Genomic DNA, 22,363 nt, shown 5'->3' on the forward strand with positions numbered 1-22,363 from the left:
GACTACGAGGTGCGTACCTTCAGTCCGGGGTTCTCGCCGAGAATCGTGTTGATGGGCGTCGCGTAGAGCTCCGGGCCCTCACCGAGGATGAAGGTCACGAAGTTCGCGACCTCACACAGCGGGTACTGGCCCACGTTGGACGCACTCGAGATACCGAGAGCCTGGGTGCCCGTGACGATAGTTCCACCACTGTCGCCCTGGAGTGCGCAGATGTTGGTGGAGAAACCGTTGCTGAGTGACCGGTCGCCAACCGACACCGTCTGGTTGGCCGCAGTGACCACACCACAGTTGAAGCCGGTGGTGAGACCGGACTTGCAGACGGGAGCACCGACCACGGGCTCGGCGGTGCCGGTGATACCGAGGGGTGCAGCACCGGGGACACGGACGCCGTTGTTCTCGAGGCGATGACGTGCTCCGTCGTCAGCGCGGATGAGGGCGTAGTCGTGATTCTGCAGCTGTGTCTTTGCGAAGGTGCCGATGCGCGGGCCTGCCCCACCGTCGGGTGCGATGGTGAACGCCTCGGAGGCTCCTGGAGTACCCGCTGCAGCGCGGTTGGGGTCGCAGTGGCCGGCCGTGATGTTGACCGGGTTCCCGGACCCGTCGGTGCCGTTGAAGCCGAGCGAACAACGCAGTCCGGTGTCGCCTCCGATGGCGCCGTAGGCGTCGCCGCCCAACAGCGAGTCGCCGGACAAGGGTCCGGAGATCGGCTTCAGGTCGGTCGACGGTGTATGCGACTGAGGTACCGGAGCCGGAACGATGCGCGCACCGCTCAGGAAATCGGGCAGCTGCAGGCCCGCATTGGTATCGGCGCGCAGCACCAGGTTGTTGTGCACGATGTCGACCGCGATGCCACGAACGATGTCGGCGACAGCAGGCGGCTGGGTGTCGAGCCACCCGTTCAGCTTGTCCGCCTGGTCGTGCAGGTCCTTCTCGCTCTGGGCGACATCGGTGACGGTGAAACCGGCGTCCTCGGCTGCCTTGCGGGCAGCAGGCTTGTCGTCGCCGTCCGCCAGTGCCACGACCGCCTTGCCGGCCTCGTCGAGCCAGGTACCTGCGAAGGCATCCGGGTACTGCATGCGTGCGATCTTTGCGAACTCGGCAAGCTTCTGGCCGAGTTCGGACTGCTCCACGTACTGATCGGGGCTCAGCTTCAAGTCGCGCTGAATTGCGTCGACGAGCTCGGCGGGGAGCTTTGCGGCCTGGTCGGAGACCTGGGGCTCGACCGGCTCGACGGGCTCGGCGTGCGCGATAGTGGTCGCGGGACCGAGGATCAGCAGCGCGGCGGAGCCGAATACGGCGGCACGACGTGCGATGGAGCTTCGCATGGGGGCCTTTCTATGGGTCAGGTCGGCGACTCCTGGAAGGAAGTGCGCACGACAACGACCCCCCGTTGTGAAAGGCCGTTCACAGTCGCAGTCGACTATATGGGTTCGGAGCTCGTATTCCCACCCGTAACAGAGGTGGGAATCGACAAAAATCGGCCCGCCTTCCCGACCGTTCGGGAAGGCGGGCCGACCGAAGTGGAAATCAGCTGTTCGCGGCGCGAACCCGGAGACCGTTTCCGGCCTCGGAAACGATGTCCTCGATGGGAATTCCCAGATTCGCGGTGCCGCCGTCCGGAGCCAGAACGAGGTTGGCTTCGGTGCAGTTGGGGGCGCCGCTCGAGTTGGAACCACTGGTGATTCCGAGGGCGAGAGTTCCCGACACGATCGCTCCGCCGCTGTCACCCGCAAGCGTGCAGGCGGTGCCCGCGAAACCACGGATGGTGCGGGTGGTGCCGTCGTGAACGTGCAGCTGCGTCTCGACGTGGTCTGCCGCAACGATGCCGCACGTGAACGACGAGCTCTGTCCCGACTTGCAGATCGGTGCGCCGACGACCGGACGCGCGGTGCCGGTGACCTGCAGGGTGGTGCCGTTGGCTCCGCGGACGGTGGGACGGTCCAAGCCGGCCTTCACGCCCTGGTCGTTCAGTGAGATCACGGAGTAGTCCAGACCGTTGGCGGGGTCGCCCACCGAGGACTGAGAGAACGAACCGACCTGGGTGCTGTTGTCGATGTTCTGCGGGTCCGGAAGGTAGACCGGCGAAGGCTGCCCGAGCGCCGGGTTGCAGTGGCCGGCACTGATGTTCACGGCGTCGCCGCTTCCGTTCACCGCATTGAAGCCGAGTGAGCACACCGAGATCTCACCGATGTCGGTATCGCGGATCTCGCCGGGCGTGGTGATGTAGGTGTCGCCGCCCATCGGTCCGTGATCGACCGGTCCGCCGCCACCGGGGCTGAGCATGACCTTGACGTTCGCGAGCAGGGTGGGCAGGTTGAGTGCCTGTCCCACAGGGCTGTTGACGACGTCGATCACGACGCGATTGTCGAGATAATCGATCGACGTCGAATTGATCTGGGACGAAATGTCTTTCGGGAGACCGCCGATCCAATTGTTCAGATCCGAGAGCGTCTTCTCGAGTCCGTTCGCGGAGACCGGCGACATACGGGTGGTGTACCCGGCGGCCGATGCGCGGCCCGCGGCCTCGTCGGAGGTGACGGCCACGACGGGCTTGCCGTCGAGGCCGATCCATGCACCCGCGAACTGGTCGGGGTGCTGCTCGCGGAAGTCGTTCGCGTAGGAGCCGAGTTCCTGCGCCTTGGCGGCGCGGTCCAGGTATTCCTCGGGGCTGATCTTCAGATCCCGGGTGATTGCCTCGACGAGCTCCGCCGGCAACTCCTGGGCGCTCAGCTGATCGACGCCGGTCTGCGTAACAGGTTCCGCCTGGGCTGTGCCCGTGAACGACAAGAGTAGGAGCGCTGCCGAGGCGCCCACAGCGGCGGCGCGAGGCGCCAGCTTGTTACGCATGAAATCCCTTCGGGTCGATTCAACAACGACCCAGCTTATTGCTACTGCTGCGTAAGTTCGGCGCCGGGTGTGATCTCCGCCTCTGACACGCCGACAAAACGGTCAGACTATCAGCGTGTCGACCTAGTCGGCAGTGTTTTCGGCGGTGTCCTCGGTCGGCTCCGGAGACTCGGAGTCGTCCGGATCCTCCGGGTCGGTCGTATCGGTCGGAGTCGTCGTCTCGGGTGGGGTGGTCGTCTCCGTCGGGGAGGTCTCCGTCGGTTCCTCGGTGGTCGGTGACGGCGGTTCGGCGGGGTCGGAAGCGGGAGGTTCGGCGGTGGGGATCTCCACGGGCGGTGCCTCGGTGACAGGCGCTTCCACGACCACTGGCAACGGATCCGCTACCGTCCGAACCGGCGTCTCGTAGGTGGCCTCCTGCGGCTTGACCGTCGGAAACGTCATCGGCGCGTTCCGGGTCGTCGTCGGTGAAGTGGCCTCCGCCTGTGTTGCATCCCGAATGGGCGGGGCGTCCGTGGAGCCCGTGTAGCCGATGGTCAGAGCGGCGGCGATACCGATCACCGTCAACACGCCGGCGGCTGCGCCTGCAAGGAGCAGGGGTTTACGGGACGCGGCCGGCTCTACCTTCGCGACGGCGGCGGGAGGGAGTGTGGGACCGATGTCGGCCGCCACGAAATGTTCCGACGCCGGAACGACGATGGCCTGTGAGTACGCAATGGGCTGTTCGCGAGGAACGACGGGGAACGAGTCCGTATCGAACGGTTGCGCGTTGCGCGACAGCTTCATTCCGGACGCCATCAACGCGCCGCCGTGAGCGGCCGCCCAACCCGGTCGGCTGTCCGAGACCGCCGAGCCGGCCTCGTCGTCGGTGGCATACGACTCCGTCGACGCGGCCACTGCATCCTCCGCCGAGATCAACTTGGCGTAGAGCAGTCCCATGTAGTCGAGCGATTCGCGAAGGCTTTGCGTTGCCTCTTCCGACCACCCGCTCGGATGCGCGGCCACCACGTCCACGTCACCGTGCAGGTTGGTGGCGATGTCACGGAACAGGCAGAACATCGCGGTGGCGATCAGATCCTCGGCACGGGTGTCGGCCCCGGCGTACTTGATGCCTTCGGTCGCGCCGACCATCTCCACGAAGCCTTCGACGGAATCCTTGCCGCGAGTCCCCAGTTCGACGCCGCCGTCCGCTGTCGGTGTCAGCACCGTGGCGCGTTCGACGGTTCGCAGGGCCGCGCCGGGGGTGGTCACCACCGCGACACTCTGTGTCTCCCCGACGTAGAGCCCGACTCCGGTAGTCATCACAGTCCTCACGGTCCGAGTGCGACGCAACCGGCAGGCTGCGCGTATGACCTGTGTGTCGTGTCGGACGGCGGAATGGTTACAGAAACATTCGTGTCCGAATTGTCGGTATTGCGTCTACACTGGTCGGACACGACCGAGGATGCGCCCGAGATGACTCAAACGCTCGTAGGCAATCTCGCGCTGGTCCTGGTGTTCATCCTGGTCGGTGGCCTCTTCGCCGGTGCCGAGATCGCACTCGTCACGTTGCGTGACAGTCAGATTGCCCAGCTCGAAAATCGCGGATCCCGCGGCGCCCGAACCGCCGCACTCGCGCGCGACCCCAATCGCTTCCTGTCCGCCGTCCAGGTAGGAGTGACCGTTGCCGGATTCTTCTCGGCGGCCTACGGCGCGTCCGCAGTCGCACCGGATCTGACGCCGGTACTCGAGGGCTGGGGGCTGTCGCCAGGGGTGGCGAACGTATTCGCGCTCGTCGGAACGACCCTCGTCATCTCGTACGTGTCACTGATTCTCGGCGAACTCGTACCCAAACGCATAGGGCTGCAACGGGCTACCGGAGTTGCGCTGCTGGTGGGTCCGGTCATCGACCGCTTCGCCGTGGTGATGCGCCCCGTCATCGCCTTGCTGTCACTGTCGACCGATCTGTGTGTGCGACTGCTCGGAGGTGACCCTTCGAAGAAGGCCGAGACCATCACCCACGAGGAGTTGCGGGACCTCGTGACGGGGCATACCGCACTCGGGGACGACGAACGACGAATCCTGACAGACGTTTTCGACACCCAGCAGCGTTCACTCGCAGAGGTCATGCGTCCCCGTACCGAAGTCGAATTCATCGACGCGAGTACACCACTCGAAGACGCACGCGCACAGGCGCTCCAGGGTGGGCACACCCGCTACCCGGTGAGCTGCGAATCGCTCGACGACGTCATCGGAGTTGTGGACGTCCGTGACCTGCTGGTCGCGGGTCCCGGCGTCGCGTCGGCACGAGACGTGACCACCGACGTGCTGCATCTACCGGGCTCGAAACCGGCCCTTCCCGCTCTCGCAACGATGCGTGCCGAAAGCATGCGAATGGCCGTGGTCGTCGACGAATACGGCGGCACCGCCGGGATCGTGACATTCGAGGACATCGTGGAGGAGCTGATCGGCGAGATCGGTTCCGTCGGTGAGGAACAGCCCCGAGTCGACGGACTCCTCATCATCGAAGAGTTCGCCGAACGCACCGGAATCGCACTTCCCGAAGGGCCATACGAAACCGTTGCCGGGTTCGTCATGTTCGAGCTGCGCCGAATGCCGCGGGTCGGCGACAACGTCGTCGTCGGCGAGCACCGGCTGACCGTCACGCGCATGGATGGCCGGCGGGTCGACACCCTCGGGGTGGACTGACCTCGCCACACCTCGACCAGGCAGTTTCGGTCTGTTGTCACATCTTCGCGACGGTCGGTGTCCATATGTTGTCGGACCAACCGACGAGATCGCGTACGAGATTCTCGGTAACGCCGCAGACGCAGAGGACGTCCTACAGGACAGCTACCTGCGGTGGAGCGCCGTCGATACGGAAACCGTCGAGAATCCGCGCGCATACCTGGCGCAGATCGTCCCGAGGCAGGCCCTCAACCAGATGCGCGGGGTGCGTCGCCGCCGTGACGACTACATCGGCAGTCGGCTCCCTGAACCGATTTGTACCGCACCGGATGTCGACGAGGACACACTGCTAGGGCGTGTCTCCTATATGGCGGGTCCAGGTGATACACGCACTGAGCACCACGGCGGCACGGTAGACGATGGCGAGTTTGTCGTAGCGAGTGGCCAGGCCACGCCATTGCTTGAGTAGAGCGAAGGACCGTTCGACGAGATTGCGCTGTTTGTAACGAATTTCGTCGAATGCCGGCGGTCGACCCCCGGCGCTGCCGCGGCGTTGCCGGGCCGCGATTTCGTCCCGCTTCTGTGGGATGACCGCGGTGATCCGTCGATCACGCAACATGCGCCGAGCAGCGCCGCTGGAGTAGGCCCGATCGGCGATGAGCGCATCGGGCCGGGTGCGTGCTGGGCCACCTCCCACGCGCGGGACGACGATCTCATCGAGCACTCCGGCCAGCATCGCCTGATCGTTACGTTGCCCGCCGGTGACGACCACGGCCACCGGACGACCGTTGCCGTCGACGGCGGTGTGGATCTTGGTGGTCAACCCACCACGTGAGCGGCCGATACCGTGACCTGCAGGTTCACACTCCGCGACCGGAGAGTTCGTGTAATTCGCCCCAGCCCCCTGTGTCCTGGTCAGGCCGAGTCGTGTTCGTCGCATGTTGATGCGCCCTGTTGATCGTGGCATCGACCGAGACCGTCCAATCCAATCGACCGTCGGCATCAGCCATCGCCAACAGGGCCATCAGCACCCGATCCCACGTACCGTCACCGGCATAGCGACGGTGCCGTTTCCACACCGTCTGCCACGGCCCGAACTCCGATCTCGGCAAGTCACGCCATGGGATTCCCGTGCGGTACCGATAGATGATGCCTTCGACCACACGGCGATCGTCACCGAACGGATGACCACGGCGACCCTCGTTGGAGGGCAACAACTCCGAGATCAACTCCCACTGAACGTCATCGAACAACCGAAACCGCGATGTCTTCGCCACCTGAACAGCATCGCCTCACGACCCGCCCAGATAAGGGAGACACGCCCTAGCCGAGAACGGGCCGATCGCGACGCTGTTGGTACTCGAAACCCTGAATCCGAACGAGCGGGCGGTGTTCGTGCTCAGCGAGGTGTTCGCCTTCAGACACAACGAGATCGCCGCGATGGTAGGCAAATCCGATGCGGCAGTGCGACAGATCGCACATCGTGCTCGCGGGCACGTCCATTCTCGTCGGCCGCCGTTCCGGCCCGACCGGCAGTCGAGTGACTCGATCGTCGAACAGTTCCTCCTCGCCGCTGGAAACGGAGACGTACAGCAGCTGATGAGCCTGATGGCGCCGGGCGTCGTCCAGATCACCGACGGAGGCGGAAAGGTGACTGCGGCAAGCAATCCCGCCGTGGTGATCACCGATCACGAACGGACCGACTCCGTTCTCGTCTGCGATATCCACGACGGGCTGATACGTGGCCTGTATGCCGTCCGAAACCCCGACAAGCTCGGGCACAGCCGGACGTTGCGCCCCCTCACACGAACGGCTCGACCCGGCAACAAGCCCTCGACAGGAGAACGATCGTGAAGACACTGATCGTGTGCACCTCGGTATCGCACGGAAATACCAGGAAGATCGCCGATGTGCGTTCGCTGGCTAGTCGCACGGCAGCCACATCCTGACTCGCTACCTCATCCCCTCCCTCCCCTGACCAATGTCACACCGGTTGGCGTGAGGCGAACGCGTGTGACATTCGTCAGGGGGAGTGGGGGTTATCTCAGGCGGAAGTTCGGGGGCATCCTGGATGTCACAGCGCTCAGGCCCCGGCAGGATTCGGCCTATGTCGGAACATCCTGCGCTCCCTAAGCGCCGTGTGTGGTTGCGGTTCCTCGTCGGACTCTGCGTCGCTGCTCTCCTGGTGATCGCGCTACCCGTGGGTGCCGGGGTGTTCGCTTACTCGTCCGCCCGTATCGACACCTCCGGGCAGGTCGAATTCACAAGGGCTCTGAACATTCCGTCGGTCGCACAATCGACGGTGGCAGCGGACGGCACACGCGAGTTCGACCTGGAAATGCGGCGCGGTCGAGCCGACCTCGGCCACGGCCCGGACACCGAAACATGGGGAATCAACGGGGACTATCTCGGCCCCACCATCCGCATGAATCGCGGCGAAGACGTGCGGATGAACGTCCACAACGAATTGGGCGAGACCAGCACCCTGCACTGGCACGGTATGCACCTGCCCGCAGAAATGGATGGTGGTCCGCACCAGATGGTGAAGCCCGGCGACACCTGGAAGCCGGAGTGGACAGTGAACCAACCCGCAGCGACCCTCTGGTACCACCCGCACCTGCACGGATTCACAGCTGAGCACGTGTATCGCGGACTGGCCGGGATTATCCTCGTCGACGACCCGGACGGGCCCGCGCTTCCCACCGACTACGGTGTGGACGACGTCCCGGTCATCGTGCAGGACAAGAAGTTCGACGGGAACGAGCTCGACGAAGAACCCGGCATGTTCGTCAATACCGGCATCCTCGGTGACGAGATTCTGGTCAACGGAACACCTGCACCCTATCTGGACGTCACGACGGAGCGGGTGCGTCTGCGGCTCCTCAACGCCTCCAACGCGCGCATCTACGACTTCGGATTCGACAACGGGCTTCCGTTCCTGCTCGTCGGAACCGACGGCGGACTGCTCGAAACACCCGAAACGCTCCAGTCGATCATGTTGTCGCCGGGAGAACGTGCAGAGATCGTGGTCGAAGTGCCCCCCGGCACCGATACCGTCCTGCGGAGTACGCCACCCGACCTTGGCGCCGGGTTCTGGTCCGACCGGTTCGGCGGCGGCTCGGACACCCTGGACGTCATGGAACTACGGGCCGCCGACGAACTCGAGGCCAACGAGGAGGTCCCCGACCGACTCTCCGAGAAGGTGGACCTCGGCGAACCCGAGCGGACGAGAACATTCGAACTCGACGACGACCGTGAGATCAACGGGCAGTCCATGGACATGTCCCGGATAGACGAGGTAGTCACCCTCGGTACCACCGAGGAGTGGGAAATCCGCAACAACAGCGGTCAGATCCACAACTTCCACATCCACGACGTCCAGTTCCAGATCCTCGGCACGGACGATCCCGCGATGTCGGGGCCCAAGGACACCGTCTACATCCCGCCAGGGGAATCGGTGCGCCTGTTGGTGCGGTTCACCGACTACACGAACCCGTCCTTTCCGTACATGTACCACTGCCACATGCTGCGGCACGAGGACAACGGCATGATGGGCCAGTTCGTCGTCGTTGCTCCCGGCCAGGAACTGGAGGAGCCGCCCGCCGCCGATCACGCAGGTCACGCGTCGCACGGCGGGCACCGCTGAAACGGTCAGAACTCCATGCCTGCGTCTGCACCCATCTGCATCGTGGTGTTCGCGCCGTCCAGTGATTCGCGAATGATGTCCGCGTGACCCGAGTGCTGTGACGTCTCTCGGATGATGTGCAGCAAGATCTTTCGGGCGGTCCACCATTCACGCTCGGGTGACCACGGAGCGATGGGCAGTGGCACGAGTACGTCCAGATCGTCGAGGCTCGCGATGGCCTCCCGGGTCCGCGCCGCCATCGCCTCGTACTTCTTCACCTGCTCGGAGAACAGTTCCCCGTCGACGAGATGGAAAGTGTCGACCGCGGTGTCCATGTCGAAGACGGCATTCTCGTCCGGCTCGAGGACGGTGGTGATCCAGTCGCCCTCGACTTCGGTCAGGTGCTTCACTAGCCCGCCGAGCGTCAGCTCACTGACGGTGGTGCGTGCGAGCGCCTTCTCCTGATCGAGCCCACGCAAGGTGATGAGGAAGTTGTGGCGCTGATCTTCGAGAATCGCCAGGATGTCGGCGCGTTCACCGGTGACGGCGGAGGTGCTGTTGCTCATGTCCGTGCTCCTTCGATGTGATGGTGAAGACCACGCTATGAGGCATTGCGGTCAGAAACGGTCCTAATTCCCCCTGTGAGTGGTTAGCGAGTCCAGACCCTCGCGAACCACTCACAGGGGGAGACTGGGCGGGTGAGTACGTCTCTGGCGAATCCAGGATTCGGTCTCGCTGCTCTGTGCCTCGTCATGGTGGTGTGCGCGGTGGCCGTCTACCTGGCCACCGGTCTCGGCCGGCCGACGGTGGTACCGGGCGCCGCAGTTCGCGGCGCCGTGCAGTTGGCGCTCGTCTCCCTCGTCCTGGCCGCAGCGCTCTCCCGGCTCTGGTCGTCGGTCCTCGTGCTGATCGTCATGTTCGGTGCGGCGGTCTTCACGTCGGGACGGCGAGCCGAAGCGGGTAGGTCTGCTGCGTGGCTCGCCCTTGCTCTGCTGGCCGGTATCGGGACGGTGCTTCCGATGATGCTGATCAGCGGGGTGGTCCCGCTCGAAGGTGTCGCGTTGGTTCCGGTCGGGGGCATCGTCCTCGGTGGCGCGATGACCGCGACATCGTTGGCCGCACGCAAGGCCCTCGACTCGATCGAACAGCGTTGGGGCGAGGTCGAGGCCGCCTTGAGCCTCGGCCTGGACGAGCGCGACTCCAGACTCGAGGTGGTCCGATCCGCAGCCTCCGATGCACTCCTACCGGGGCTCGACCAGACGCGAACCGTGGGGTTGGTGACTCTTCCGGGTGCGTTCGTGGGTGTGCTGCTGGCAAGCGGTTCGGCCGTGCAGGCGGGAGCCGTGCAGATCCTCGTTCTGGTCGGACTGCTACTCGCACAGACCTGTGCTGTCGCGGCCACCGTCGAAATGGTGGCGCGCGGACTGGTTCACCGCCCCCGTGCCGCCGATCGATCCGGGATCACCGGCGTCGACGCCGGTACGTCACCACGGGGTACCCGTCGTCGACGGCTGCGACCGTGGCGGACACGTCGTAGACGGACTGCACCAACTGTTCGGTGATGACCTCGGATGGGTGACCCCACGCCGCCACGGCACCGCGCTGCAGCACGAGTACCCGATCGCAGAACATGGCGGCCAGGTTGAGGTCGTGCAGGGCAATGTAACTGGTGACCGGCAGCTCCGCCACGAGCGACAGAATCTCCAGTTGATGGGAGATATCGAGGTGATTCGTGGGCTCGTCCAACAGGAGTTCGGTGGGCTCCTGCGCAAGAGCCCGCGCGATCTGGGCACGTTGCCGCTCCCCACCCGACAGGGTGTGCCACATCCGCCGTCGATGCTCGGTCATCCCGGTGTTCGCCAACGCGGCGTCGACAGCGCGATCATCGGCGCGGGGGTCGCCCCCGAACAGCCCGCGGTGCGGAATCCGGCCGAGCCGCACCACATCCGCGACCATGATGTCGACCTCGGTGTGAACCTGCTGGTCGACCATCGCAAGCCGACGAGCGAGTTGTCTGCGCGGCAGCGAATGGAGATCCGCACCGTCGACGAGCACCTCCCCGGCATCCGGACGTGATATGCCTGCCAGCACCCGCAGCAGCGAAGACTTGCCGGACCCGTTCGGTCCGAGCAGGCCGATGGTCTGACCCGGATACGACTCGAAGCCCACGTCGTCGAGGACGGTCCGTCCGGCACGGTTCCACCGAATGCCCTTGGCCGACAGGCTCATCTGCTCCTCCTCATTCGGAAGAGGATCACGCCGAACGCCGGTACGCCGATCAGTGCGGTCACGACTCCGACCGGAATCTCCTGAGGTTCGAAGACCGTTCTGGCGATGGCATCGACCCACACCATGAAGATTGCGCCGATCATCACGACGGCCGGCAACAACCGGCTGTGCCTCGGTCCGACCACGAACCGGGCGGCATGCGGCAATACCAGGCCGACGAATCCGATCGCCCCGGCAGCAGCGACGAGAGCGGACGTCACGAGGGCGGTGATCCCGAGGAGGAGGATACGAACCCAGCGCACGGACACGCCCAGTGACGATGCCGCATCGTTGCCGAATGTGAAGGCGTCGAGCGCAGATGCCTTCACCAGGCACAGCACGACGCCGACCGCGACGACCGCGCTGCACACGAGTACATCCGTCCAATCGGCGCCGGCCAGCGAGCCGAGTAGCCAGAACAGGATGCCGCGCGTCTGCTCGGCGTTGGCCGAGGAGATCACGATGAAGGACGTCAGCGCGGCGAACAGTTGGGTGCCCGCAACGCCGGCCAAAACGACGCGTTCGGTGCCGCCACCCGCGCCGGCGGCCAGCAACATGACGAGCGCGAACGACAGCACCGCACCGCCGAAAGCGCCGACGGACAACGACACCGCTCCGCCACCGACACCGAGTACCGCGATCGACACCGCACCGGTCGAAGCGCCGGACGAAATGCCCAGAACGTAGGGGTCGGCGAGTGGGTTTCGGAGCAACGACTGCATGATCGCACCGCACAGGGCGAGCCCGGCTCCGCACACGGCGGCGAGGAGGGTGCGGGGCAGTCGCAGCTCCCACACGATCCCGTCCTTGATTCGACTCACCCCGGAGGTGCCGAGCCCGCAGTGCTCGAGGATCACGGCATAGACGTCGCCGACGGACAGTGCTGCGGGGCCGATGGTGATCGCCACCGCGACGGAGACCACGAGGATCGCCAGCGAACCGGCGAAGAGTGCACCTCGTAGCAGTGCGGAATCGTTGCGGATGGAAGGCGCGATCAATTGGTCATGCCCCAGCCGCGCAGCGCTTCGGCGACCTTCTCGACGCCGTCGACGGTACGGATGGAGGGATTCATGTCGGCCCCGTTGACGATGATGTATCGCTTGTCGCGGACCGCCGAGAGACGCTGGGTTACGGGATTGGATTCGAGGAATGCGATCTTGCTGTCCAGGGAGTCGCCCTCGATCGAGCGGCGGCTCAGATCGCCGAGTACGAGTGCGGTGGGGTCGCGGTCGAGCACCGTCTCCCAACTGACCTGCGGCCATTCGTCGGCGGTGTCGGCAAATATGTTCTGTGCGCCAACCGAATCGGTCATGACACCCGGTGAACCGCAGCACCCCGCCATGTAGGGCGCCTGAATGTCGGCGAACCAGTACGCGAGCGATACCCCGGATGCGTCGATGGCGTCCGACGCCACCTCGAATCGTGCTTGCAGTTCGGAGACGAACTGCTCGCCGCGCTCACGCACGTCGAAGACGGCGGCGAGGTCGCGAATCTCCTTGTATATCGCGTCGATTCTCAGTGGTTCGGTACGGGCGCCGTCCGAATCGCCCCCGTCCGTCTTGCCCTCGCAATCGGCAGGCGAGACGTAGTTGGGGACGCCGAGCTTGTCGAACTGATCTCGATCCGCGACGCCGCCTCCCGGACCCAGCGTGCCGACGAACGACGCCGACACGAAATCGGGCTCGGTGTCCAGGACCACCTCGAAGGCCGGGTTGTTGTCCGTGAGCCGGGGAACGCGCTCGTTGTCGGCGGCGAGGTTGTCACGAACAGGGTCCGTCCAGGTGGCGGTTCCCACCATCCGATCCGCGAGCCCGAGGGAGAGCAGAATCTCGGTCGAACCCTGATTCAGCGATACGGCGCGTCGGGGTGGCGAGTCGACGGTGACGGTGTGTCCGCAGTTCTCGATGGTCACCGGGTAGTTGCCGCCCGACTCGATGTTCTCTCCTGCGCCCTGGTCGTTGGACGCGCAACCGGATGCGAGCAGGACTGCGGCGCACAGGATCGTCGGGGTACGGCGAAGGGATACGTGCACGGTGCGCACAACTCCTCGAGTCGGGGCTCGTTCGCGGAGCCGTGACAACCAGTTGTGAGCGGAGGGCGATCGGACTTCGATTCCTCGTGAATCGTCACCGTTGCGCGTCAGTCCCGGATTCGCACCGGGTTCCCCCTCCGATCACGGGCCGGGAGGCCCGAATCACCGTATACCGGTTCGGTTGCTCGTCGTGAAGGGCGGCCACACGAGTGACGACCTCATGGGTGAGCGAGGGTTGTCTCGGGGTCGAAATCTCAGGGGTCGAATCGGGTATCTCCTGGATGCTGTTTCCCCTGGTGAAGCGAAGTATTCGGGTATGACCACTCGAACCGCAATCACCCGATTCGCAGCCGTCGTCTCCTCGGCTTGTCTCGCCTCGGTCGGTATCGCCGCGGCCGTCGCGCTCGCCCCCACGGCCGCCGCAGCACCCATCGACCACGACGGGCCGAAGCCGATCGTCTACTGCAGTGCCTCCGGCTCCGACAACGAGTACGACCCCGACCCGTATTACGGGGGCACGAGCAACGACGAGTACGACCCGGACGCGCACTACGGCGGGACGGCGACCGATCCGTTCGACCCCGAGCCCTACTACGGTGGTTCGGCGAACGGCGCGTGCACGATTTGAGTCCGTACCTCACTCGAGCTGGGAATTTTCTGTTTCGGGAACAATCCTGCGACACGGCCCGTTGAGCACTACGACAGACTTGAGCGCATGAGACTCAGGTTCGAGTTGACGCCGGGAGCCCTCCGGGTGCAAACTTGAGCGGAGGGCGCTCACCAGCGTCACAATCCAAGCGCCCAATCGCAGCGTTCACACAAGTTCACCAGCTGCAATACGAAAGTGAGGAAACACTTATGGCTCGTGCCGTCGGTATCGACCTCGGTACTACGAACTCGGTCGTGTCTGTGCTGGAAGGCGGCGAGCCCGTAGTGGTCGCCAACGCCGAAGGTTCACGCACGACCCCTTCCGTCGTCGCATTCGCGAAGAACGGTGAGGTCCTGGTTGGCCAGCCCGCCAAGAACCAGGCCGTCACGAACGTCGACCGCACCATCCGCTCCGTCAAGCGCCACATCGGCACCGACTGGAACGTGGAGATCGACGACAAGAAGTACACCTCGCAGGAGATCAGCGCCCGCACGCTCATGAAGCTCAAGCGTGACGCGGAGTCCTACCTGGGCGAGGACATCACGGACGCCGTCATCACGGTTCCCGCATACTTCGAGGACGCACAGCGTCAGGCCACCAAGGAAGCCGGTCAGATCGCGGGCCTCAACGTGCTGCGCATCGTCAACGAGCCCACCGCAGCTGCTCTCGCGTACGGCCTGGACAAGGGCGACAAAGAGCAGACCATCCTGGTCTTCGACCTCGGTGGCGGTACCTTCGACGTCTCGCTGCTCGAGATCGGCGACGGTGTCGTCGAGGTTCGCGCCACGTCCGGTGACAACCACCTCGGTGGTGACGACTGGGATCAGCGCATCGTCGACTGGCTCGTCGAGAAGTTCAAGTCGCAGAACGGCATCGACCTGACCAAGGACAAGATGGCCCTGCAGCGTCTGCGCGAGGCTGCAGAGAAGGCGAAGATCGAACTCTCCTCCGGGCAGAGCACCTCGATCAACCTCCCCTACATCACCGTCGACGCGGACAAGAACCCGCTGTTCCTCGACGAGCAGCTGTCCCGCAGCGAGTTCCAGAAGATCACCTCCGATCTGCTGGACCGCACCCGCGCGCCGTTCCAGGCCGTCGTCAAGGACAGCGGAATCGCCGTCAAGGACATCGACCACGTCGTGCTCGTCGGTGGTTCCACCCGTATGCCCGCAGTCTCCGAGCTCGTCAAGGAACTCACCGGTGGACGTGAGCCCAACAAGGGTGTCAACCCGGACGAGGTCGTGGCCGTCGGTGCCGCACTGCAGGCCGGCGTCCTCAAGGGTGAGGTCAAGGACGTTCTGCTCCTCGACGTCACTCCGCTGTCCCTCGGTATCGAGACCAAGGGTGGCGTGATGACCAAGCTCATCGAGCGCAACACCACCATCCCCACCAAGCGGTCCGAGACCTTCACCACGGCCGACGACAACCAGCCTTCGGTGCAGATCCAGGTGTTCCAGGGTGAGCGCGAGATCGCTTCGCACAACAAGCTGCTCGGCTCCTTCGAGCTCACCGAGCTGCCGCCCGCCCCCCGTGGCGTGCCGCAGATCGAGGTCACCTTCGACATCGACGCCAACGGCATCGTGCACGTGACCGCGAAGGACAAGGGCACCGGCAAGGAGAACACGATCAAGATCCAGGACGGCTCCGGTCTGTCCAAGGAAGAGATCGACCGCATGGTCAAGGACGCCGAGGCTCACGCCGAGGAAGACAAGACCCGTCGTGAAGAGGCCGAGACCCGCAACCAGGCCGAGTCGCTCGTGCACCAGACCGAGAAGTTCATCAAGGACAACGAGGAGAAGGTGCCCGCCGAGACCAAGGAAAAGGTCGAGGCAGCGATCAAGGAGGCGCAGGACGCGCTTGCCGGCACCGACATCTCGGCAGTCAAGGCGGCCGTCGAGAAGCTGGGTGCAGAGTCCCAGGCCCTCGGCCAGGCCATCTACGAGGCCAGTGCCGCCGAGGAAGCGTCCAACACCGACGGTGCATCCGCAGATGGAGGCGCTGACGACGTCGTCGATGCAGAGGTCGTCGACGAGCCGTCCGACTCGGAGAAGAAGTGACGTCCGAGAATTCCGAGCAGGAGCCGGTAACTTTCGTCGACAAGCGAAAGATCGACCCCGATACCGGTGAAGTACGGGAAGTGGCTGGGGAAGCCCAGCCGCTTTCCGGCTCGGAAGTTGCAGGGGACGTGCAGGACGGCGCAGCTCCCGAGGTCGAGGAACCCGCCGCAGAGGCTGCGGCACCCGAGACCGGCGAGCTGGCCGAGCGCACGGCGGACTTGCAGCGTCTGCAGGCCGAGTACGCCAACTACCGTCGCCGCGTGCAGCGGGACAAGCAGTCCGACATCGCCGGTGCCAAGGCGTCGGTAGTGAGTGAACTGCTCGGTGTGCTCGACGATCTGGATCGTGCTCGGGCACACGGCGATCTCGATTCGGGACCGCTGAAGGGTGTGGCGGACAAGCTGACCGGTACTCTCACTTCGCTCGGGTTGAGCGAGTTCGGTGCCGAAGGCGACCCGTTCGACCCGGAACTGCACGAAGCAGTCCAGCACGAGGGCGAGGGCAACGATCCCGTTCTCGGCACGGTGATGCGGAAGGGCTACAGATTCGGTGATCGCGTTCTGCGACATGCGATGGTGGCCGTGACGGATCGTGCCGAGGGGGCAACCCCCGCCGACACCGACCCGGCGTCTGCTGCCGAGTCGGACCAACAGTAAGAAGCGAGAGGAGGGAGACGCCCAGTGAGTCAACGGGAGTGGATAGAGAAGGACTTCTACAAGGAGCTGGGTGTCTCCTCCGACGCCTCGCAAGATGAGATCACGCGGGCTTACCGCAAGCTCGCGTCCAGCCTTCACCCCGACAAGAACCCCGGCGACGCCAAGGCCGAGGAGCGGTTCAAGGCGGTCAGTGAAGCAAAGGCCGTGCTGGGAGATCCTGCCAAGCGCAAGGAATACGACGAGGCCCGTCGACTCTTCGCCAGCGGCGGATTCAGCCGCGGCGGTGGTGGAGGCTTCAATCCCGGTGCCGGAGGCGGTTTCCAAGGCGGCTTCGACATCAACGACCTGTTCGGTGGTGGCGGTGCTGCGGACGGCGGCATCGGCGACATCTTCGGCGGTCTGTTCAACCGCAGTGGCGGAGCCGGTGGTGCTCGCACCAGCCGTCCGCGCCGCGGAAGCGACGTCGAAACGGAGACCACCCTCGATTTTCGCGAAGCCGCGCTCGGCGTCACGGTCCCATTGAGGCTGACCAGTCCGTCGCCGTGCACCACGTGTCACGGCAGCGGCGCCAAGCCCGGCACCAGCCCGCGAGTATGCCCACACTGCAACGGGTCCGGCGTCATCAGCCGCAACCAGGGCGCGTTCGGATTCAGCGAACCCTGTGACGACTGTCGTGGCACCGGCTCGATCATCGACTCGCCGTGCGGGGACTGCCGCGGTAGCGGAGTCACCAACCGCACTCGCACCATCACTGTGCGAGTTCCGGCAGGCGTCAGCGACGGACAGAAGATTCGCCTCGCCGGCCAAGGCGAGGCAGGTCTGCGCGGCGCGCCGTCAGGCGACCTCTTCGTCACAGTTCGGGTCCGCCCGGACAAGGTGTTCGGCCGAAACGGTGACGACCTCACACTCGTGGTTCCGGTCAGCTACGGCGAACTCGTCCTCGGCACCACCGTGTCCGTTCCCACCCTCGAAGGTCGGGTCGGTGTGAAGGTGCCGGCAGGTACAGCGGACGGCCGTATCCTTCGCGTTCGCGGCCGCGGCGTTCCCAAGCGCGGTGGTGGAAGCGGCGATCTGCTCGTGACGGTGAAGGTTGCCGTCCCGCAGAAACTCGACGACCCCGCCACCGAAGCACTGAAGGCGTATCTGGAAGCCGAGCAGGCCAGCGGGTTCGATCCGAGGGCCGGGTGGGCAGGTGCGTGATGGACAATCGCTCACAAGATTCGCGCGAAACTGCAGTCGATCCTGACGCCCAGATCTTCGTGATCTCTGTGGCCGCCGAATTGGCCGGCATGCACGCGCAGACGCTCCGAAATTACGACCGTCTCGGCCTCGTCATCCCGCATCGCACGACGGGTGGCGGGCGCCGCTACTCTCCGCGCGACGTCGCCATGCTTCGCGAGGTGCAGCGACTGTCGCAGGACGAAGGTGTCAACCTCGCCGGAATCAAGCGGATCATCGAGCTCACCAACCAGGTCGAGGCCCTGCAACATCGAGTTCGCGAGATGGCCGACGAGATCGCCCGTATGCACTCCGGTTTACGAGGAGACCTGGTTCCCGTGCCGAGAAGCACTGCCCTCGTGGTCTGGAAGCCGAAGCATCAACGCGAGCGCTGACCGTCGCTCACCAGTTGCCGGGGAAGATGAATCCTTGTGGCATGCACGGCACCGCCGTCGCGTTCTTCGGATCGAGTGCATTGAGAACGAATCGAAGCGACCTCTCGTTGTACAACGTCGAGATGTGGTCACTTCGATCCTGCGGGCAACCGTCCTGTAGCAGGATGTTGGTGACGTTCGGACCTTCCAGAAATTGGTTGGTGTACGGGGTGACGACTTCGTCGTACTGGGTCACGATCGTGGTGTAAGTGACTCCTGGACGGGTGTCGCCGTTTCCGTAGATCTCCTGCTGCACCGGATTGTCCAATGCTTGCTGGATGAGTGCCGGCGTGATCATTTCCAGACCCCGGTATACGGCCGGGCCCAGCGGCGGGAACATGGTGCGCATGAACACGATTCCGTTGAGGTGGGTGCCGTGGTTGGAAGGCGAGATGCCGATCATTTTGTCCACGTACCGGTCACCGCCGAGTACGTTCAAATAGTGCATAGGAATGATTCCGCCGCCCTGTGAGTGGCCGACGATGTCGACTTTCTCGGCGCCGGTGAGCGCCCGAACTTTATCGACCTCGGCTGCCAGACGCTTGGAGCCGGTCCGAATATCGTCGAGAGCTTGAAACGGGATCTCCGAAAGCCACGTCGGGTTGCCGTAGTTGAACGTGAAGACGCAGTACCCGTTGTTCTTCAGAAATGGGGCGCCTGCTTGCCATGCCAACGACTGGTTGGTCGCAGTCGGATGCACCAGGATCACTGGGTTGGGGTGTTCCTCGGAAGGCTTGCAGTTCGGATCGTTGGCACCGGGCGGTGTGACCTCGGGCAACATGCCCACCCACAGGCCGGCACCCAGATCGAGGGGGACCGGCAACGGCCCGAACTGCGGATCGGCCGCAGCCGTACCGGTGCCGAGGCCTGCGGCCAAGCCGAAGACCAGCACAGTGGACAAGAATCCCAGAAGAAGACGACGCAGCGTATGCACCTTTGAACCCCCATAGCCCCGCAGCCCTTATGATCTGGGCCACACTGGGGCGTAATGTATCACCTCCATCTCATCGCATGTCAGGGGGATGGGAACGAGTCCGCCCTGATGGTCTGCGCGGATCCGTACCTGGGGGTACACGGTGTGCAGGGTTGTGCGCCGACCCAATAGGTCGCGGAGAGCTGCGGTGAATGCATCGTGATCCAGAACTCTGCGTACCAATGTGACAGCGGTTCGCCTGAATTGAACCGGTGTGACATTCGTCGGGTCGGGGACGAGGACGGGGACGGGGACGGGGACGGGGTCAGGACGGGCGTGTGGTCAGGTGAAGGCGGTACTCGAGTGCCATCGCGGGGTAGCAGGTGTCGATCCGGGTGCTGATTCCGTAACTACCGTGCGCATCTCCTTCGAGGCGAGTTCCGGCAATATCCGCGCCATACGGTGTGCGATTACCGGCACTGAACACTGCTTCCGCGCCCCGCACCGCGTACCGGACGCCGAAGCTGACACCGCGGAGGTCGTTGCTCCACACGGACATCACAGCGCTCGATTGGGGCGCGAGCGTGATGGGTGGAGCCTCGACCCAGCGCCCCTGGGGGTTCGTCGAGCTCACCAGGGTCATCTCGTCATCGGTGTCGTTCGTGACGGTCATCGCCACCGTGGTCCCAGTGCCCGGTGTGTCCTGCTGCAGGGTGCGTCCCGTCGCAGCAACGACCAGCCCGGTCAAGGCAGGAACCGTGACCAACGTTGCCAAGCGGTGGCGAAATGCGTGCATGGGAAACTCCTCGAATCGGTGTGAATTCACTATCCGACGAATCCGTCAGCCCGTCTGTCGGGTGTTCGGCTCGTTCGGGGGACCAATGCTTCTTCCCCCGATCGGTGGACCCTGTGTCGTCGCGCATGCGATCCTGAATCCAGGAGATGGTCCGGATGGCACCGAATCAGAACGTTCGCGCCGTGGTCGGAGACGATCACCCACTGTTTCGTGACGGTGTCGTGCGCGCTCTGACCAGCAGCGGAGTGGTGGACGTCATCGGTGAGGCGGACGACGGGGCCGCAGCGTTGGAACTGATTCGCGAGTTCCGTCCACATGTCGCCGTCGTCGACTACCGAATGCCGCACCTCGACGGAACCCAGGTTGCGGCCGCCGTGCGCGACGAAGAGCTACCCACCCGTGTCCTCCTGCTCTCCGCGCACGACGAGGCAGCAATGGTCTACCGCGCCCTCGCCGACGGCGCAGCCGGCTTTCTGCCCAAGGACTCGACGAGAGCCGATATCGTGCGCGCCGTGCTCGACTGCGCGAGCGGCCGGGACGTGTTGCCGTCCGGGCTGGCAGCAGGACTGGTCGGGGAGGTGCGGCGCCGACACCAACCGGAGGGACCGGCGTTGAGCGCACGTGAACGTGAGGTTCTCGGCGGCATTGCTCGCGGAATGTCCGTGCCGGCCATCGCAGCCGAACTCTTTCTCGCACCGTCCACGGTGAAAACCCACGTGCAACGCCTCTACGAGAAACTCGGCGTCAACGATCGAGGCGCAGCCGTCGCCGAAGCGATGCGCGGCGGATTGCTGGACTGATGTTGCCTCACGACGAGCGAACCGGAATTCTCCGACGCCATACGCGAGAAGCGGTGCGGGCCACCGCAGTTCTGCGCCTGCCACTCGTCGGCCTGATGGCGTTGCTGGGAACCGCGGTTCAGGTGTCGCACTGGCAGCCGTTCGTGTTCACGGTGTTGTTGATCGTCTACGGGGTGCTGTCGCTGATCTGGCTCGTCGTCGTGTTCACCGTCGACCTCGGACCCTGGTCGGGATGGACGTTCACCGTGGTGGATGTCGTTGCGGTAGTGAGCTTGTGCGTGGCATCGGGCGGTGCGACCGCGCTCCTGTTGCCGGTCTTCTTTCTGCTTCCGATATCGGTGGCGTTTCAGTACCGGCCGGGCTTGACGGCCGTCGTCGGACTCTGCACGGCGGTCGGGTACCAGATCGTATGGGTTGTCTACTCCAAGCGGGACGACACCGTCGGATTTCCCGACGAGGTATACCTCTACTTCGGATTCCTGCTGTGGTTGGCGGCTGCCACGACGGCACTGTCGTACGTATTGGTGCGCCGTTCCGCCACTGTCGCGGCACTTCTCGACATCAGACGTCGGCTCGTCGCGGAATCGATGAATGCCGAACAACGCGAACGACGCCAGCTCGCAGAGCACCTTCACGACGGGCCACTGCAGAGCGTGCTCGTCGCACGGATGGACGTCGAAGAGGTGCGGGAAACCCACCCGAACGTGATCCTCGATGCGGCGGAGACGACCCTGCGTGATGCCGCCTCCCAGTTGCGTTCGACCGTCACCACCCTGCATCCACAGGTGCTCGCGCAGTTGGGGCTCACCGCAGCCTTGCGGGAGTTGGCCGACTTCCACAGCCGACGGGACGTGGAGGTCACTACGCACATCGAAGAAGTGGTCCACCCGGAAGGTGAGGAGCTGATCTATCAGGTGGCCCGCGAACTTCTCACCAACGTGACCAAACATGCGGGTGCCACAGCCGTCGACCTCGATCTCGCCGTGACGGACGGGCGGATCGTGCTCACGGTCGCGGACGACGGCGGAGGATTCGACCTGAGCGTGGTCTCCGAACGTGTCGCGCAGGGTCACATCGGGCTGGCGTCGCACCTCGTTCGCGTCGAGAACGCGGGCGGCACCTTCGACATCACGTCGACCCCGGGTGCCGGAACGACCGTCGTCGCCTCTTTCCCCACCTAACCCCTCCCGACGAATGTCACACCGGTTCGCGTCAGGCGGGCTCAAGGGGTGGATGCAACACGCTCTCTGAGATGGGGAGATGTTGCTGATGGGTGGCACTGGTTCACGGGCAAGTGACGAACAACGCGCTAGTGCGGCGCGCCTGAAGTGCTTGGACGGTATTGTTTGGTTGAATGGTGTATGCGAGCAGCGCCGTTGATCATGCCCGACAGTGACCGTGCCG

The 22,363-nt window shown here is 64.6% G+C and carries 21 protein-coding genes, 1 pseudogene and 1 riboswitch; of the genes and pseudogenes, 12 read left to right on the plus strand and 10 right to left on the minus strand.

The features are described from left to right. Positions 1 to 2: 2 nt before the first annotated feature. The 3 genes from ACFWO3_RS20335 to ACFWO3_RS20345 form a co-directional block, all read right to left on the minus strand. Positions 3 to 1,325 carry a S1 family peptidase gene (locus ACFWO3_RS20335; protein WP_378581120.1) on the minus strand — a complete coding sequence of 441 codons (1,323 nt, stop codon included), beginning with the start codon at positions 1,323 to 1,325 and terminating at the stop codon, positions 3 to 5. A 202-nt stretch (positions 1,326 to 1,527) separates the two neighbouring features. Further along, positions 1,528 to 2,847, minus strand: coding sequence for a S1 family peptidase (locus ACFWO3_RS20340; protein WP_378581121.1), 1,320 nt, complete (start codon positions 2,845 to 2,847; stop codon positions 1,528 to 1,530). Between the two features lie 123 nt (positions 2,848 to 2,970). Beyond that, a complete protein-coding gene (locus tag ACFWO3_RS20345; RefSeq protein WP_378581122.1) occupies positions 2,971 to 4,146 on the minus strand; it encodes a hypothetical protein in 1,176 nt (391 codons plus the stop codon). 153 nt (positions 4,147 to 4,299) lie between these two features. On the opposite strand from ACFWO3_RS20345, the gene ACFWO3_RS20350 reads away from it, so the two are divergent. Both ACFWO3_RS20350 and ACFWO3_RS20355 read left to right on the plus strand, forming a co-directional pair. Next, positions 4,300 to 5,532 (plus strand): hemolysin family protein, encoded by a 1,233-nt coding sequence (locus ACFWO3_RS20350; protein WP_378581124.1) that lies wholly within the window; start codon positions 4,300 to 4,302, stop codon positions 5,530 to 5,532. After that, on the plus strand, positions 5,498 to 5,980 hold the full coding sequence (locus ACFWO3_RS20355) for a sigma factor (RefSeq protein WP_378581126.1): 483 nt from the start codon (positions 5,498 to 5,500) through the stop codon (positions 5,978 to 5,980). Before ACFWO3_RS20350 ends, ACFWO3_RS20355 begins: the two co-directional genes overlap by 35 nt. On the opposite strand, the pseudogene ACFWO3_RS20360 reads toward ACFWO3_RS20355, so the two are convergent. Next, a pseudogene (locus tag ACFWO3_RS20360) lies at positions 5,861 to 6,764 on the minus strand (IS5 family transposase). The gene ACFWO3_RS20355 and the pseudogene ACFWO3_RS20360 overlap by 120 nt on opposite strands. Positions 6,765 to 6,864: 100 nt before the next feature. On the opposite strand from ACFWO3_RS20360, the gene ACFWO3_RS20365 reads away from it, so the two are divergent. Continuing rightward, positions 6,865 to 7,365 carry a sigma factor-like helix-turn-helix DNA-binding protein gene (locus ACFWO3_RS20365; protein WP_378581128.1) on the plus strand — a complete coding sequence of 167 codons (501 nt, stop codon included), beginning with the start codon at positions 6,865 to 6,867 and terminating at the stop codon, positions 7,363 to 7,365. Positions 7,366 to 7,618: 253 nt separating this feature from the next. Further along, on the plus strand, positions 7,619 to 9,157 hold the full coding sequence (locus tag ACFWO3_RS20370) for a multicopper oxidase family protein (protein WP_378581130.1): 1,539 nt from the start codon (positions 7,619 to 7,621) through the stop codon (positions 9,155 to 9,157). A gap of 5 nt (positions 9,158 to 9,162) precedes the next feature. Here ACFWO3_RS20370 and ACFWO3_RS20375 read toward each other — a convergent pair whose 3' ends face one another. After that, complete coding sequence (locus ACFWO3_RS20375) at positions 9,163 to 9,702, minus strand: DinB family protein (RefSeq protein ID WP_378581132.1); 540 nt, start codon at positions 9,700 to 9,702, stop codon at positions 9,163 to 9,165. A 132-nt stretch (positions 9,703 to 9,834) separates the two neighbouring features. Between ACFWO3_RS20375 and ACFWO3_RS20380 the strand changes: the two genes are divergently transcribed. Beyond that, the gene (locus ACFWO3_RS20380) at positions 9,835 to 10,698 is read left to right on the plus strand and encodes an ABC transporter permease (RefSeq protein ID WP_378581133.1); all 864 of its coding nucleotides are present in this window, start codon (positions 9,835 to 9,837) and stop codon (positions 10,696 to 10,698) included. Here the strand turns inward: ACFWO3_RS20380 and ACFWO3_RS20385 are convergent. From ACFWO3_RS20385 to ACFWO3_RS20395, 3 genes are read right to left on the minus strand one after another with little or no spacing between them, the layout of a single operon-like run. After that, positions 10,598 to 11,365 (minus strand): ABC transporter ATP-binding protein, encoded by a 768-nt coding sequence (locus tag ACFWO3_RS20385; protein WP_378581135.1) that lies wholly within the window; start codon positions 11,363 to 11,365, stop codon positions 10,598 to 10,600. The genes ACFWO3_RS20380 and ACFWO3_RS20385 overlap by 101 nt on opposite strands. Beyond that, entirely contained in the window at positions 11,362 to 12,399 is a 1,038-nt protein-coding gene (locus ACFWO3_RS20390) for a FecCD family ABC transporter permease (protein WP_378581155.1), read from the minus strand. The genes ACFWO3_RS20385 and ACFWO3_RS20390 overlap by 4 nt, the downstream gene beginning before the upstream one ends. Further along, entirely contained in the window at positions 12,399 to 13,436 is a 1,038-nt protein-coding gene (locus tag ACFWO3_RS20395) for an ABC transporter substrate-binding protein (protein ID WP_378581137.1), read from the minus strand. The genes ACFWO3_RS20390 and ACFWO3_RS20395 overlap by 1 nt, the downstream gene beginning before the upstream one ends. A 42-nt stretch (positions 13,437 to 13,478) precedes the next feature. Next, positions 13,479 to 13,613, minus strand: a riboswitch (cobalamin riboswitch). A gap of 139 nt (positions 13,614 to 13,752) precedes the next feature. On the opposite strand from ACFWO3_RS20395, the gene ACFWO3_RS20400 reads away from it, so the two are divergent. From ACFWO3_RS20400 to ACFWO3_RS20420, 5 genes are all read left to right on the plus strand, one after another. After that, positions 13,753 to 14,064, plus strand: coding sequence for a hypothetical protein (locus ACFWO3_RS20400; protein WP_378581139.1), 312 nt, complete (start codon positions 13,753 to 13,755; stop codon positions 14,062 to 14,064). Positions 14,065 to 14,294: 230 nt separating this feature from the next. Continuing rightward, positions 14,295 to 16,142, plus strand: a complete 1,848-nt coding sequence (dnaK, locus tag ACFWO3_RS20405; RefSeq protein ID WP_378581140.1) for a molecular chaperone DnaK — start codon at positions 14,295 to 14,297, stop codon at positions 16,140 to 16,142. Continuing rightward, positions 16,139 to 16,798: a nucleotide exchange factor GrpE gene (gene grpE, locus ACFWO3_RS20410; RefSeq protein WP_378581142.1), complete on the plus strand. Its 660-nt coding sequence runs from the start codon at positions 16,139 to 16,141 to the stop codon at positions 16,796 to 16,798. The genes dnaK and grpE overlap by 4 nt, the downstream gene beginning before the upstream one ends. 24 nt (positions 16,799 to 16,822) lie before the next feature. Next, complete coding sequence (gene dnaJ, locus ACFWO3_RS20415; protein WP_378581143.1) at positions 16,823 to 17,998, plus strand: molecular chaperone DnaJ; 1,176 nt, start codon at positions 16,823 to 16,825, stop codon at positions 17,996 to 17,998. Beyond that, on the plus strand, positions 17,998 to 18,411 hold the full coding sequence (locus tag ACFWO3_RS20420; protein ID WP_378581145.1) for a heat shock protein transcriptional repressor HspR: 414 nt from the start codon (positions 17,998 to 18,000) through the stop codon (positions 18,409 to 18,411). Before dnaJ ends, ACFWO3_RS20420 begins: the two co-directional genes overlap by 1 nt. Before the next feature lie 7 nt (positions 18,412 to 18,418). Here ACFWO3_RS20420 and ACFWO3_RS20425 read toward each other — a convergent pair whose 3' ends face one another. Both ACFWO3_RS20425 and ACFWO3_RS20430 read right to left on the minus strand, forming a co-directional pair. Then, a complete protein-coding gene (locus ACFWO3_RS20425; protein ID WP_378581157.1) occupies positions 18,419 to 19,342 on the minus strand; it encodes an esterase/lipase family protein in 924 nt (307 codons plus the stop codon). Positions 19,343 to 19,688: 346 nt separating this feature from the next. Next, positions 19,689 to 20,159, minus strand: coding sequence for a hypothetical protein (locus ACFWO3_RS20430; RefSeq protein ID WP_378581147.1), 471 nt, complete (start codon positions 20,157 to 20,159; stop codon positions 19,689 to 19,691). 155 nt (positions 20,160 to 20,314) lie between these two features. On the opposite strand from ACFWO3_RS20430, the gene ACFWO3_RS20435 reads away from it, so the two are divergent. Beyond that, a complete protein-coding gene (locus ACFWO3_RS20435; protein ID WP_378581149.1) occupies positions 20,315 to 20,959 on the plus strand; it encodes a response regulator in 645 nt (214 codons plus the stop codon). Positions 20,960 to 20,961: 2 nt separating this feature from the next. Continuing rightward, complete coding sequence (locus ACFWO3_RS20440; RefSeq protein WP_378581159.1) at positions 20,962 to 22,140, plus strand: sensor histidine kinase; 1,179 nt, start codon at positions 20,962 to 20,964, stop codon at positions 22,138 to 22,140. The last annotated feature ends 223 nt before the right edge of the window (positions 22,141 to 22,363 follow it).

Origin of the sequence: Rhodococcus sp. NPDC058521 (assembly GCF_042719695.1) — a bacterium.
Taxonomy (GTDB): domain Bacteria; phylum Actinomycetota; class Actinomycetes; order Mycobacteriales; family Mycobacteriaceae; genus Rhodococcus_F.